This is a genomic window from Tessaracoccus zhenghani, assembly GCF_055326325.1.
Genome location: NZ_JBUZNQ010000002.1, coordinates 22,675 through 35,721, shown reverse-complemented (window position 1 = coordinate 35,721; position 13,047 = coordinate 22,675). Strand labels below are relative to the sequence as shown.

12 protein-coding genes are annotated in these 13,047 nt (G+C 69.5%); 6 read left to right on the top strand and 6 right to left on the bottom strand.

Features of this window, described 5'->3' with window-relative positions; all coding sequences use genetic code 11:
• Positions 1 to 33: 33 nt before the first annotated feature.
• Entirely contained in the window at positions 34 to 3,162 is a 3,129-nt protein-coding gene (locus ACZK4S_RS03930) for a family 20 glycosylhydrolase (protein ID WP_463643437.1), read from the top strand.
• Positions 3,163 to 3,280: 118 nt separating this feature from the next.
• On the opposite strand, the gene ACZK4S_RS03925 is transcribed toward ACZK4S_RS03930, so the two are convergent.
• On the bottom strand, positions 3,281 to 4,576 hold the full coding sequence (locus tag ACZK4S_RS03925; RefSeq protein ID WP_076060113.1) for a molybdopterin molybdotransferase MoeA: 1,296 nt from the start codon (positions 4,574 to 4,576) through the stop codon (positions 3,281 to 3,283).
• An 18-nt stretch (positions 4,577 to 4,594) separates the two neighbouring features.
• On the opposite strand from ACZK4S_RS03925, the gene ACZK4S_RS03920 reads away from it, so the two are divergent.
• From ACZK4S_RS03920 to mscL, 4 genes are all read left to right on the top strand, one after another.
• Entirely contained in the window at positions 4,595 to 5,170 is a 576-nt protein-coding gene (locus tag ACZK4S_RS03920; protein WP_463643436.1) for a 5-formyltetrahydrofolate cyclo-ligase, read from the top strand.
• A gap of 38 nt (positions 5,171 to 5,208) precedes the next feature.
• Positions 5,209 to 5,469, top strand: coding sequence for an FmdB family zinc ribbon protein (locus ACZK4S_RS03915; protein WP_076060118.1), 261 nt, complete (start codon positions 5,209 to 5,211; stop codon positions 5,467 to 5,469).
• 59 nt (positions 5,470 to 5,528) lie between these two features.
• Complete coding sequence (locus ACZK4S_RS03910; protein WP_463643435.1) at positions 5,529 to 6,158, top strand: SAF domain-containing protein; 630 nt, start codon at positions 5,529 to 5,531, stop codon at positions 6,156 to 6,158.
• Positions 6,159 to 6,284: 126 nt separating this feature from the next.
• Positions 6,285 to 6,650: a large conductance mechanosensitive channel protein MscL gene (gene mscL, locus ACZK4S_RS03905; protein WP_076060123.1), complete on the top strand. Its 366-nt coding sequence runs from the start codon at positions 6,285 to 6,287 to the stop codon at positions 6,648 to 6,650.
• Between the two features lie 62 nt (positions 6,651 to 6,712).
• On the opposite strand, the gene ACZK4S_RS03900 is transcribed toward mscL, so the two are convergent.
• Both ACZK4S_RS03900 and ACZK4S_RS03895 read right to left on the bottom strand, forming a co-directional pair.
• The gene (locus tag ACZK4S_RS03900) at positions 6,713 to 7,054 is read right to left on the bottom strand and encodes a hypothetical protein (RefSeq protein WP_459397064.1); all 342 of its coding nucleotides are present in this window, start codon (positions 7,052 to 7,054) and stop codon (positions 6,713 to 6,715) included.
• On the bottom strand, positions 7,044 to 8,423 hold the full coding sequence (locus ACZK4S_RS03895; RefSeq protein WP_076060129.1) for a UTP--glucose-1-phosphate uridylyltransferase: 1,380 nt from the start codon (positions 8,421 to 8,423) through the stop codon (positions 7,044 to 7,046). The genes ACZK4S_RS03900 and ACZK4S_RS03895 overlap by 11 nt, the downstream gene beginning before the upstream one ends.
• Positions 8,424 to 8,610: 187 nt before the next feature.
• Between ACZK4S_RS03895 and ACZK4S_RS03890 the strand changes: the two genes are divergently transcribed.
• The gene (locus tag ACZK4S_RS03890) at positions 8,611 to 8,979 is read left to right on the top strand and encodes a hypothetical protein (protein WP_463643434.1); all 369 of its coding nucleotides are present in this window, start codon (positions 8,611 to 8,613) and stop codon (positions 8,977 to 8,979) included.
• A 23-nt stretch (positions 8,980 to 9,002) separates the two neighbouring features.
• On the opposite strand, the gene ACZK4S_RS03885 is transcribed toward ACZK4S_RS03890, so the two are convergent.
• Genes ACZK4S_RS03885 through ACZK4S_RS03875 form a run of 3 tightly spaced genes read right to left on the bottom strand, consistent with a single transcriptional unit; the run spans position 9,003 to position 12,990 of the window.
• A complete protein-coding gene (locus ACZK4S_RS03885) occupies positions 9,003 to 11,600 on the bottom strand; it encodes a multicopper oxidase domain-containing protein (RefSeq protein ID WP_463643433.1) in 2,598 nt (865 codons plus the stop codon).
• Positions 11,597 to 12,706: a DUF8744 domain-containing protein gene (locus ACZK4S_RS03880; protein ID WP_463643432.1), complete on the bottom strand. Its 1,110-nt coding sequence runs from the start codon at positions 12,704 to 12,706 to the stop codon at positions 11,597 to 11,599. Before ACZK4S_RS03880 ends, ACZK4S_RS03885 begins: the two co-directional genes overlap by 4 nt.
• A 2-nt stretch (positions 12,707 to 12,708) precedes the next feature.
• Positions 12,709 to 12,990 carry a DUF2249 domain-containing protein gene (locus ACZK4S_RS03875; RefSeq protein ID WP_076060138.1) on the bottom strand — a complete coding sequence of 94 codons (282 nt, stop codon included), beginning with the start codon at positions 12,988 to 12,990 and terminating at the stop codon, positions 12,709 to 12,711.
• Positions 12,991 to 13,047: the final 57 nt, after the last annotated feature.

The window sequence follows — 13,047 nt, the reverse complement described above, 5'->3', positions numbered from 1 at the left end:
AGCTCTTCCCATCCCGCACGATTTGGAGAACCAATGAAACAACGAGCATGGCCCAAGCTGGCGGCGCTACTCGCGTCGCTGGCTCTCCTGGGCGCACTCATCCCCCTGGGAGCCGCACACGCGGCTCCCATCAACCTCGGCCTCAATCAGCCGGTGACGTCCTCGGGCAGCGAACTGACATGGACGGCGGATCGCGCCTTCGACGGCGACACCGGCCCTGAAGGCACCAGCATCCCCCCGGACGTGCACAACCGCCCGGACGCATCGCGTTGGTCGGGGCTCACCGACACCCCGTGGATCGCCGTCGATCTCGGGGCCGAAGCCACCATCGACACCGTCAAGATCCGCTGGGGCAACACCTTCGCCACCAACTACACCATCCAAGGCTCCAAGGACGGTGCCACCTGGACCGACCTGGCCACCAACGTGGTGGGCCTGCGCAGCGACTGGGTCACCAGCACCCTCAACGTTTCGGGGTACCGCCACGTGAAGGTGCAGGTCAACTCGAAGTCCGCCACGTGGCCCGTCGCCATCTGGGAGATCGAGGTCATGGGCACGCTGGACGGCGAGGTCGTCGAGCCGCTGAAGGTCGACGTGATCCCGAAGCCGGTCTCCGCCACTGAAGGCGAGGCCGCGTTCACCGTCGACGCCGGCACCACCGTCGTCGCTTCGGGCGAGGCCGCCACCGCCGTTGCGGACCTCTTCGCCGCCAGCCTGCGTCCGGCCACCGGTTTCGACCTGAAAGTCGCCGCCAGCGGTACCGGAAACGCCATCTCCTTCGTCCTCGACGATTCCATGGCGGACCTTCCCGGGCGTACCGACGAGGGCTACGAGCTCTCCGTCGACGCGGACGGCGTCGTGATCACGGCACCGAAGCGCAGCGGGCTCTTCTACGGCGCCCAGACACTGCTCCAGCTCCTCGGCCCCTGGGCCCGTTCGGCCCAGCCGGTCGCGCAGGACTGGACCGTCCCGGCCGTCGAGATCGTTGACGGACCGCGCTACGAGTACCGCGGCTTCATGCTCGACGTCTCCCGCAGCTTCGTCCCCAAGGATGAGGTCAAGGAGATCATCGACGAGATGGCCGCGCACAAGCTCAACGTGCTTCACTGGCACCTCGCCGACGATCAGGGTTGGCGGATCGCGATCAGCAACGAGGGTCGCGTCGAGGGTGACGACATCGACTACTCGCTGTTGACCTCCGTCTCCGGTGGCACCGCAGTGACGCAGTCGCAGTGGACCACGCTCCCGGGCCGCACCGGCTTCTACACCGCCGAGGATGTCGCCGAGTTGATCCGTTACGCCGACGAGCGCAACATCGCGGTGGTTCCCGAGGTCGATGGTCCCGCGCACTCCAACGCCATCCTGCACGCAATTCCGCAGCTGAACTCCGAGGGCAGCTTCCCGAAGCTGGCGCCGGGCGAGACGACGGCACCGCCGATCACCAACACCAGCGTCGGTGAGTCCAGCCTGGATGCGAACAACCCTGCGACCTACACCTTCATGCGCCACGTCTTCAAGCAGCTCATCGAGCAGAACCAGACCCTGGTCAACGGGAAGCGCTACTTCCACATCGGTGGAGACGAGTCGCACAACACCACCGCCGAGGCCTACCGGGTCTACATGGATCGCGTCAGCGACATCACCGTCGAGCTGGACGCCATCCCCGTGGTGTGGAACGAAGCCGCGGACAAGGCGGCGGCGCAGCTGCCCGACGGCACCGTCGTCCAGCAGTGGACGTCGGCCGGCATCAGCGCCAACGTGCGCAACCTGGTCAACACACGCGGCTTCAAGCTCGTGATGTCCCCGGCCCCCAACGCCTATCTCCCGCAGCGCCCGGGTGCCGAGCTCCTCGGTCCCGCCTGGGCGTGTGGCACCGCGTGTGACATCAACCAGTTCTACAACTGGGACCCGACGGCACAGGCACAGGTTCCCGAGGCTTCGGTGCTTGGCCCCACGGCTCCCATCTGGGGCGAGCACATCCGCAGCCTGGGCTCCATGGAGTACCTGCTGTACCCGCGCCTGATGGCCACCGCTGAGGTGGGCTGGACGCCGCAGGCAAGCCGCAGCATCGTGGACTTCCGTGAGCGCCTGACCACGCTGGGCACCGCCCTCACCGTCTCCGATCGCAACTTCTACCCCGGCGACGGCACGTGGGAGTTGGACGTCCGCGGCCACGCCCTGCCTGCGCTGCAGGTCGACGACGCCCTGGGCCTCGTCGGCTGGGCCTCGCTGCCCAAGGCGACGCCGGCCGGCATCACGGCCACCCTGCAGGTGGGCGACGACGTGCTGCCGCTGACGGTCACTGCCGAGCGTCCGTACCTCGACGGGGCCGGCGCCGACTTCGACCACCGTCAGGTGAACTCGATCTTCGAGCTGTCGTCCTCCGCCACGCTGCCGGCAGGTAGCCACACCGGCACCCTCACGGTGACGGCTGGGGGCACGACGGAGACGGCCACCGTCCCCGTCACCGTGGAACCGGAGGCAACCCCGTCGCCGTCGCCCAGCCCGTCGCCGTCGCCCAGCCCGTCGCCGTCGCCGTCGCCCAGCCCGTCCGCGTCGCCCAGCCCGTCGCCGTCGCCCAGCCCGTCCGCGTCGCCGAGCCCATCCGTCTCGCCGAGCCCATCCATCTCGCCGAGCCCATCCATCTCGCCGAGCCCATCCGTCTCGCCGAAGCCGACGAAGTCGCCGAGCGCGAAGCCGACGACCACGCCGGCCTCGGACAAGTACGTCCCCACGGTGCCCTACACGCTGCCGGGCAGGCACGAGTTCAACGGTCGTCAGTGGTTCACGCAGTGTGAGGCGTACTCGCAGACGGAGCGGTGCCGCACCGAGATCTGGGCCACCGTGGTCAAGATGGAGAACGGGCAGTTCGTCCGGGAGTCCGGTTGGGCGTTCAACAACCTGACCTACCTGCCGTACATGACGCGTCAGGCGTGGAAGGGCAACCCGCTCGGCCAGGCCGGCGAGTTCACCTCCGCAGGTCGTCAGTGGAAGACGGAATGCGACACTTCCGCCACCGGCAGGGGCGCGTGCCGTTCCTACACGATGACGACGGTGTACGCGGCCACGGCGAAGCCTGCCGGGGGCTACAGCTTCTCGCAGAGCAACCAGTGGGTGTTCAATAACATCGTGATGTTCGGAGGACCCGAGAAGCGAGGCTGACCGAAGGAGAACCCCCGGGCTCGCACGCCTTCAGCGTGGAAGCCCGGGGGTTTCTTCATGCGCGGCCACTCTCGGCACCGCGCGCACACGCCGCGCAGGCGGCGGATGGCAGCGGGGCTCAGTCCTCTTCGTCGAACAACCACACCTTGACGGCCTGGCCGGCCTTCACCGACTCGAGCGACTCGTCGAGCAGGATCAGGGCGTTCGACTCCGTCAGCTCCCCCAGCGCGTGCGGTAGCGAGACCTGTTCGACGTAGCGGATGCTGCCGTCGAGCTGCACCCGGCCACGCAGGAGGTGCATGGTGCCGTGCATGGACCGCAGCATGGTGCGCGTGATGGCGCGGAAGGCACGGTGTTCGGTGCGCGCGCCCATCAGGCGGCGGATCAGCGGCCGCGCGAAGACGTGGAACGACACATAGGCGCTCACCGGGTTGCCCGGCAGCATCAGCATGGGCACCCGCTCGTCGTCCTCGCCGATCAGGCCGAACGTCTGGGTGCGACCAGGCGACATGGCCACGTCGACGGAATCCACCATGCCGAGATCGTTCATGACGTCGACGACGGCCTCGTAGTCCTCGCGGCGCCCACCCGTCGTCGAGATGACGAGGTCTGCCCGGATGAGTTGGTCCGTGATGGCGTTGCGGAGCGCCTCGGGGTCGTTGGAGTGCACTGCCACGCGGAACACCGTGGCGCCGGCGGCCCGGGCTGCGGCGGAGATCATGTAGGAGTTGGCGTCCGTCGCGTCACCGTGCGACAGGGTGGCGCCTGGGTCCACGAGATGCTCGCCAGAACTGACGACCACGACGCGCGGCCGGGGCCGCACCATCACCTTGTCGATGCCGGCCCCCGCCAGGAGGCCCATGGCGCGGTCGTCGAGGACCTCGCCCTCGCTGAGGAGGCGGGTGCCGACGCTCAGATGCTCGCCGGCGGCGCGCACGTACTCACCCTCCGTGACCTTCTCGATCAGGTGCGCACGGTTGTCCTCCAGCGTGGCGAAGGTCGCGGGTAGCACAGCGTTGGCGCCGCGCGGCAGCACGTCACCGGCGGCCACCACGACCGCCGCGCCCTCGGGCAACCGCTCGACGGTGGCCTCGGCGATCTGCAGGGGCTCAGCCAGGTGTCCCTGGTCGTCGACGAGATCCGCCGCGCGCACCGCGTACCCGGCCACCTTGGCGGTGGAGTTGGGCGGCACGTTGATCATCGAGTCGATGTCCTCGCACATCACCTGGTCCCAGGCTTCCAGCAGCGGGGTACCGAACGGCTCGAGCGGCTCCACGAGGCCGAGCAGATAGGCGGTGTGGTCTGCGACGCTGCGCAGCCCTGAGGCGTTCAGGGCAGGGGCCTCCGGGAGCCGCGGCTCTTCGGGGATCTCCTCGACGACGGGGTCCTCTTTTTTGCGTCCAAACCAGGCCATGGCCCTTACGATATGCCAATGCCCGAACAGCTCCGGAAGGACGCGCTGCGCCAGGCCGTGTCGGCCGCCCGGACGGCCGTCTCCGACGCGACCTGGCTCAGCGTGGACGCCGACCTCGCGCGGCATGTGCTCGCCGCCGTCGCGGAGTTGCCGGTGGGGACGGCGGCGGTCTACGTGTCGCGGCCCGGGGAACCCGGCACACGAGCGATCATCGACGGGCTGCGGGCGCTGGGCTGGAGCGTGCTGGTGCCGCGGCTCACCCGCTTTCCCGACTGGGCGGTCTTCCCCGGCTGGGACGCGCTGGTGCCGGGATGGGGAGCCATCCCGCACCCGCCAGGCCCGGGGCTGGGCGCGGAGGCCATCGCTGAGGCTGACCTCGTGCTCCTCCCCTGCCTCGCCGTCGGGCGCGACGGATCACGGCTTGGGACGGGCGGCGGCTGGTACGACCGGGCGCTGACCGAAGGACGGCCCGACGCCCTGCTGGTGGCCCTCGCGAGGTCCGATGAGGTGGTCGACAGCGTGCCGATGCTTCCCCATGACGTGCCCATGGATGGCTACGCCACCGAGCTCGGTTGGGTCATCGTTGACCGCTGAACTATCATGGCGGGCGGTTGTCTCTACGGAGGAAGTCAATGCCCACCTATCAGTACCGCTGCACCCACTGTGGCACCGACCTCGAGGTCGTGCAGAAGTTCACCGACGACGCGCTCACCGTCTGCCCTGAGTGCGAAGGCAGCCTGCGCAAGGTGTTCAGCGCCGTCGGCGTCGTGTTCAAGGGCTCCGGCTTCTACAAGACGGACAACCGCAGCTCCTCGAAGCCTGCCGCCAAGGCAGCGGAGCCCGCGAAGACCGAGGCCAAGCCGGCCGCCAAGGTCGAGGCCAAGTCCGCCTGACGCGCACTCAGACCTGTGGATAACGGTGGATCGATGGTCCAACCGGCCACAGTGGAGGCATGAAGCGCCTCCTCGATCTCATCGCCCAACGGGTGTCCTGGCACCGCCGCGCGGTGGGCGCAGTGCTCGCCGCGGCGGCCGTCCTGATGTTGGGCAATTCCCTCGCCCCCGCGGACGGGCCCACTGAGCCCGCCGTCGTGATCTCGGCGGATCTGCCGGCGGGCCACGTGCTGACGGCCTCGGACCTGAGCCTCGCCCATCTGCCACCGCAGTCCGTGCCCGACGGCGCCTTCACTGAAGCCGACGCCCTGGTGGGGCGCAGCACCGCAGTCTCCCTGGGCGGGGGCACCGTGCTCCAGCCCGGCATGTTGGCCGCCAGCCGCAGCACAGAACCCGGCCGGGCGCTGGTCCCCATCGTCCTGCGCGACGACAATCTCCGCTCGCTGCTGAACCCCGGTGACCGGATCTCCCTGATCGCCACGGGCTATGACGAGGTGGAGATCCTCACCACCGACGCACGCGTGGCTGTGCTGGCCACCGCGCCCTCCGGTGGCTCACCGTTGGCCACTGCAACAGCCGCTTCCGGGCCGATGATCCTCGTGGACGTACCCACGTCCGAGGCCCCCATGGTTGCCGCGCTGGGGCAGGACGGCGGCCTGCGCATCGTGCTGGGCGGCGCCTCCGGGTGACGCTCTCCTGTGTTGTCGGTGCACCGGCGCCTCGCTAGAGTCTTCCCGGACCACGGTCCGACGGCGCGACAGTCGCGCGTCGTGACAGACCCCGCTCCGGCGGTTACACAGAAAGTCTGAAGAGCTATGAAGGGCTTCAAAGAATTCCTGATGCGTGGCAACCTCATCGAGTTGGCCATCGCATTCGTCATCGGCGCCGCGTTCGCCACCGTCATCGAGTCGTTCACCGCGATGTTCATGGACGTGCTGGGCCTCCTGGGCGGCACCCCGGACTTCTCGAACTTCAAGCCGGGCGGCGTCTCGGTCGGCGCGTTCCTGACCGCGCTGCTGGCGTTCGTCATCATCGCCGCGGTGGTCTACTTCGGCGTCGTGCTGCCGTACACCAGGGCCAAGGAGCGCTTCGACCGTTCCGCGGCGGAGGCGCCCACGATCACCAAGTCCGAGGAACTGCTCGAGGAGATCCGCGACGCCATCCGCGCCCGCACCCTCTGATCTCGAGGAACACGAAGGGGCGCCTCCCCCGGGAGGCGCCCCTTTTCATGTCCCGGCCCGGCTCACCAGTGCGGCGGCCGGTCCTGAACGAGGCGTTGTTCGTCGCGGTTCAGGGGCCGCTCCGCAGGCCGGCTCGCGACCAGACCGGTCAGACCCAACTGCTGGCGGCCGGTGGCCAGCGCCGCGTCGAAGCGAGCGAAGCCCACCTCGCGTCGCACGTCCAGCGGCACCGGGAACGGCCAGACGCGCTCCGCCGCCTGGGCCTCGTGGCGGAGTGCGGACAGCCGCTCAGGGGTGAAGCCCAGTGCGGCCAGTTCCTCGGCCAACGTTGCGACAGACCCGACGGGGAGTTCCTCCCCCGTCAGCGCCAGGGCGAGGGCACGCGCGAGCGGGTCAGCCGTCAAGCCGGGCACCGTCCGCGACCGTGCGGCTGTCGCCCGGATCCGCCAGGGTGACGTCGCCCGTGACGACGACGCCGGAGCCGAAGGTGTAGTCGCCCTCCACCCGGAACGACCTGGCTTTGCGCAGCGACGGCGCCGACGGGATACGCTCGGCGAACTTCTGCACCGTCTTGTAGTAGCGCGAGTCCAGGTTGATCTCCGGCGAGGCATCCGTGCAGGCGATGAGCTTGCCCTCGTCGGTCAGGTTGTAGACGTCCGAGCGGAGCAGCAGCAGTTCGTTGGTGGTCTTGACCGGGAGGAAGCGGTCGCGGCCGACGCAGATGGCGGTGGCGCCCTCGAACACCTCGATCGCGGCGCCCATGGCGGACTCCACCTGGATGACCGGCGTGGACGACGAATCCGTCGGGTCCACCGTCTTCTCGTTGCGGATGAGGGGCAGCCCCAGCACCGAGCCGCGCTCGACGAGGGTGTCCTTCAGGACCTGCAGGTCGAACCAGAGGTTGTTGGTGTGGAAGAACGGATGACGGTGCTCGTCGGTGAAGAAGTCCATCTCCTCCGGCGCGGTCTGCGCGGTGTCGCGCAGGATCAGCTGCCCGTCGGCCTTGCGGACGGCGAGGTGGCCGCCCTTCTTGTCGTTGATGGTTCGGCGGCACAACTCTGCGGCGTACGGGGCGCCGGACTTGGCGAACCAGCCGGCGATGGTGGCGTTCGGGGCCGCGCCCAGGTTGTCGCCGTTGGAGACGCAGGCGTAGCGGAAGCCGGCCTCGAGCAGCGCGTCGAGCACGCCGGAGCCCTCCAGCGCCGGGTACAGGTCGCCGTGGCCGGGCGGGCACCATTCGAGCGACGGGTCTGCGGGCCATGACACCGGCGTGAGGTCGTCGGCGCGGAGCTTGGGCTCCTGATTCTGCACGAAGCTCAGCGGCAGTTCCTCGACGGGGAGTTCGGGGTAGCGGCTCAGGTGCGCCAGGGTGTCGTCGTCGGTGCGGAACGAGTTCATCAGGAGCAGCGGGAGGCGCGCGTCGTAGCGCTCGCGGGCGGCGAGCACCTGGCGGACGATGAGGTCCAGGAAGTTGAGCCCGTCGCGCACGGGGAGGAGGGTCTTGGCCTTGTCGAGGCCCATGGAGGTGCCGAGGCCACCGTTGAGCTTGATGATGACCGTCTTGCCGATGGCGTCGCGGGCCTCGGCGTCGGTGATGTCCACGTCCGTCAGCATCGGCGGGTCGAGCAGCGGCTCGATCGTGTCCTCTCGGATGACACCGGTCTCACCGGATTCGAGCAGATGGTAGAAGCGCGTGAACACCTCAATGGCCGGAGTGGGCACCCCGGCATCAATCATCTTCTGGCGTGCTGCCTGCAGGCCGGCTTCGGACACGACGATTCCCTTCCTAGGTAACGCATCGATCCTAACCGGCGACCTCGGATTGCTCACCTTCAGGTGCCCCCCGTGGGGCCAGATCGCGCAGTGGAACCGGTCACACCGACCTGCCAGACGCCTCACAGGATGTGCACAGAAAGCTCCGGTTTGGTTGTATTCACCGACGAACAGAACGGACACCACCATGTCGCTGCTCCCCTACGAGGCCACCTTCCCCGCCCTGGGCACCCGCGCCACCCTGCTGACCTCGAACCCCGAGACGCTCCTGCCGGCCGTTGAGGTGGTGCGTGCGGAACTCGACGTCTTCGGCGACATGGACGCGTTCGGCGGCCATCCCATCCTTGACGATCACCTGGGCGCGATGCTGCACGGCACGGACCCGCTGGAGCCGGTGTCGGCAGACGCCGAACGCGACGCCCGCTCCCGCACCGCGCGCCGGTTGGCTGATCTGTTGTCAGAGGAGTTCCCGGGTGGCTTCCTCGTGGACCTGGGCGGCGTCCCCGCTGTCGCCGGCGAGTCGCTGGCCGACGACACGGAGCTCTCGGCAGCCTGACAGCGTGGAGTTCGGATGCGTCTTCAGTCCGTGACCTCGACAATGCCGTGGGCGCCGCGCTCCGCGTCGACCATGATGTGGCTGACCACCGGGTAGTGCCCCGCCTCGTTGAAGGTGATCTCCACGAAACCGCCCTCGGCCGGCTGGAGCGCCAACACCTGGGCCCCGCCTCCGGTGTTGCCGAAGGCGTCCTCGCCGTCGCGCAGCAGGTAGCCACCCTCGCGGTAGACGGTGTCGAACTGGCCACCCACGATGTGGAAGCTCGACGCCCGGTTGGGCCCGGCGTCGACCACGAAGAAGCGCACCTTCTCCCCCACCTTCGCCTCGAACTGCCGCTGGTCGTACTGGTTGGCGATGCCGTTGAACACCACCCGGTCCGGCTGCTCGGCGAGCACGCGGTCCGGGTTGATCTCGGTGGCCTCGTCTGCGGTGGCGGCGTCGTCAGCGAAGACCTCGGACTGGACCACCACGTACTCACGGTCCACCGCGGGCCAGCCCTCCTCCGGTTCGATGATCACGGCGCCGTGCATGCCGGCGGCGATGTGGGCGCTCATGGGCATGGTGGAGCAGTGGTAGAGCCAGGCTCCGGCCCGCTCCGCCGTGAAGCGGTACACGAGGCTCTCGCCGGGCGCGATGGTCCGCATCGGCGCATCGGGCGCGACCGCGCCTGCGTGGAAATCGATCGAGTGGCCCATCGTGCCGTCGTTGATGAGGGTGATCTCGAAGGTGTCGCCCACCTTGCCCCGCAGGGTGGGGCCGACGCTCTGCCCGTTGAACGTCCACCTGCGCTGCCACAGGCCGGGGGCCACCTCGAGGGGCTCCTCCGTGACGCGGAACTCGTAGCGGCGGACGGTTTCGTCTGTCAGCTCCGGCGCGACGGGGTCGACGATGTGGCCCAACTCCGCCTCGGGGTTGCCTGCGGCGGGTTGGTGGACCGCGTGACCGTCGCCGGGAGTGGCGGCCGGCTCGGGAGCGGTGTCGCCGACGACGACGTCGAACGTCATCCCCATCTGCCGGTGGCCGACGACGGTGCACCAACCCTCGATGCTCTGCCCGACCACGCCCAGGTCCAGCTCCGCCGTCTCCCCTGCGGCGAGCCGGGGGCTGCGGACGTCGCCCACCATGAGGTCGTGCACGTTGGTGTCGTCCAGGTTGGTGAGCTCGATGATGACCCGGTCGCCCGGGTCCACCTGGATGCTGGCGGGTTCGAAGCGCATGTCGTGCGCGGTGACCGCCACGCGGACGGTCTCGCCGGTGGGCGCCACCGCCTGCGTCGTGGTGCCCGGGGTGACGATGCCGGCCGCTCCGGGGTCCATTCCGAACCCGAGCGAGACCACGACGGCCAGCGCGGCGACGCCGGCCACCAGGCCGCTGCCGGTCAGCGCGTTGGGCCGCTCTGCGGGCAGCGAGGGTTCGAGGCCGGCCATGGCGGCCCTCTTCTCCTTCACCGACGCCCGGATGCCCAGCACCATCACCGGGATGAACAGCGCCAACGCCACCAGCACGGCGCTGGAGACCGTCACCTTCACCCAGCTGGGCAGCGGCAGCAGGAACAGCAGCAGGCCGCCGTTGATGACGACCAGCCGGGCGGTGGCCCAGCGGTCGAAGTAGGCAGCGCCCGCCCGCACCACGCGCGGGCCGCCGCCGAGCACCGACGGCAGGAGGTAGCTCAGCGCACCGGTGACCAGTTGCAGGAGGAAGCCCACCACCCAGATGCCGGCGAGCAGCGGGTAGTCCGTGGCGAGCGCGATGTCGTCGGCGCGCCAGACGTGCACGGCCGTGGCGACCAGCGCGACGCACGCCCAGACGCAGGCAGCCAGGATCGACGCGGAGGCGAACTCGCGCGGGGGCCGCTTCCTGGTGGGGGCCACGAGGCAGCGACCGAACCACAGGAGCCCCACGGCGTATCCCGCGATGCCGACGGCGGCGACGGGCCGCAGCCCCGTCAGCGAGCCGGCGATGATCACGGCCAGGCCGCCCAGCAGGATGGGCAGCGTCTGGCGGGCGAGGCGCTCCGCGCGGTCGTCCATCCGGGTGCGCAGCACCGTCGGCCAGAAGGTGACGAGGGTGCCCACCAGCGTCAAACCCACCCAGCCCAGGATCATCGTCATGGTGTGGGCGACGAGGAGGTTGGCGTGCCAGCGGTCGCCCAGGCCCCAGGCGAGCGCAGCGCCGAAGCCGGCTCCTACCGGCACGCAGAGCGCGGCCACCACGTAGTAGCGGATGCTGATGCGGAAGCGCCCGGGAAGCGCGCGCTTCAGGTCGCGGATGAGGGTCCAGGCGTGCCACAGCACCGCCGTCGACACGGCCACCGCGCCGATGAGCACCAGCCACCACTGCGTGGTCGGCACCCCGACGAACACCGCCAGCGCGCCCACGGCCAGGAGGCCCAACCGAACGTCGGCGACCTTCCTGGCTTTGTCGTCCGGCCGGGTCTTGAGCAGGGCTGCGGTGAAGTGGGCGCTCCACACCATGACCGAGTGGGTGATGGCGCCGAGCCCGACGAGATGCACCATCAGCCAGGTGGATTCGGGCACCCAGCGATGCACCAGCGCGATGACGACGGCGCCGACCAGCCAGACCAGCAGGGTGAAGTCGCGCAGCGACCGGCGCCCCCTCATGAACGCACCACCGACACCACGACGGTCACGGCGAAGATCAGGAGTGCCAGCACGGTGAGGATGCCTCCGGTTCGGTAGAGGGGTTGGATGCCCGCCAGCCCCCCGCTGAGGCGCAGGACCATGCCCACGTTGAGCACGACGAGCGGGGCCCACATGGACGAACGATACGGGAGCGGCCGCCCGATGACGGCCGGGAAGATGATGGGGGCGTGCGCCATGATCATGGCCAGCCCGAAGCCCAGGAAGACCCCGTGGATGACGGCGTCGTAGGTGCCGCTGGAGGTGGGCTGGCCGACGACGAGCCACACGACGCCGGCGACGGCGAGCCACAGGTTGCCGGCCAGCAGCGAGGCGGCGTTGAACCGCCGGAGCCCGGTGCTGCGCACGAAGCGGCGGCCCACGTCGTCGCGGAACAGCCACAGCGCGGTGAGCAGGCAGCCGAGGCCGACGATCCGGGCACCGGTGTCGGGGAAGACCAGGCTGAGGGTGGCGCCACCGCCGATCAGCGTGCCGAGGGCGAGCAGGGTGGGGATGGCGCGGCGGCCCATGGTGAGCTGGGCCAGTTCGGCGCGCTCTGAAGCGATGGTGATGATGAGGAAGGCGGCGAGCAGCGGCAGCAACGGGGCGATCTCCGCCACCAGCCACAGGCCTGTGAAGAGCGCGACGAACAGCGCGCCGAAGGCCTGTGCGGCCACCAGCGAGAGCGGGGCCCGCAGCCACAGCGCGATGGTGAGCGCGAGGAAGGCCAGGCCGCCGTCGAAGAGGAGGAGTTTGCCCAACCCGATGGGGGCGCCGACGAGCAGGGTGACCGACCCCAGGCCGAAGAGCGCGGGGGCGAGATAGGCCCACGCCTGCCGCAGCGCCTGCGCCCGCTCCAGGGAGATGAGGGTCCCCATGAAGCCGAGCACCATGACCGGGCCGTGGAGGTCTGCCAGCCGGTCTGAATCAACGGGCGCCCAGACGCCGAGCCGCAACAGCCCGGCGTTGAGCCCCGCCAACAGCGAAAAACCGGCGAGGGCGACCATCGCCACCCGCCAGTTCTTCGTGCGCTGACCGATGTCCCGTGTGGCCCGGGACGTCCGGTCAGCTGTACCCGAGGTTGTCACGATCAGGAGCGCGCGAGCTTGAGCTTCCAGGCGTCGGGGCCCTGCTGCACGTAGCTGACGGCGACGTCCTGCCCGTGACGCTGCTGGATCTGGGCGATGAGCGGGATCGGGTCGTGCGGTGCGACGAGCACGAAAGCGGTGCCGGGCTGCAACGAGTCGACGACGCCGTGGATGGCGGCGTGACGGATGGCGTGCGGGATGGTGCGGGCGTCGAGCTCCGGGAGGGCTTCGTCGTGGCCGCCGCAACCGCAGCTGGACTTGGGGCTGAGCGAGATATCTTGCATGCCGGAGATATTACTACCAAGGTTTGGGATTAATCTCCGGGGTGCCCCTACATGGGC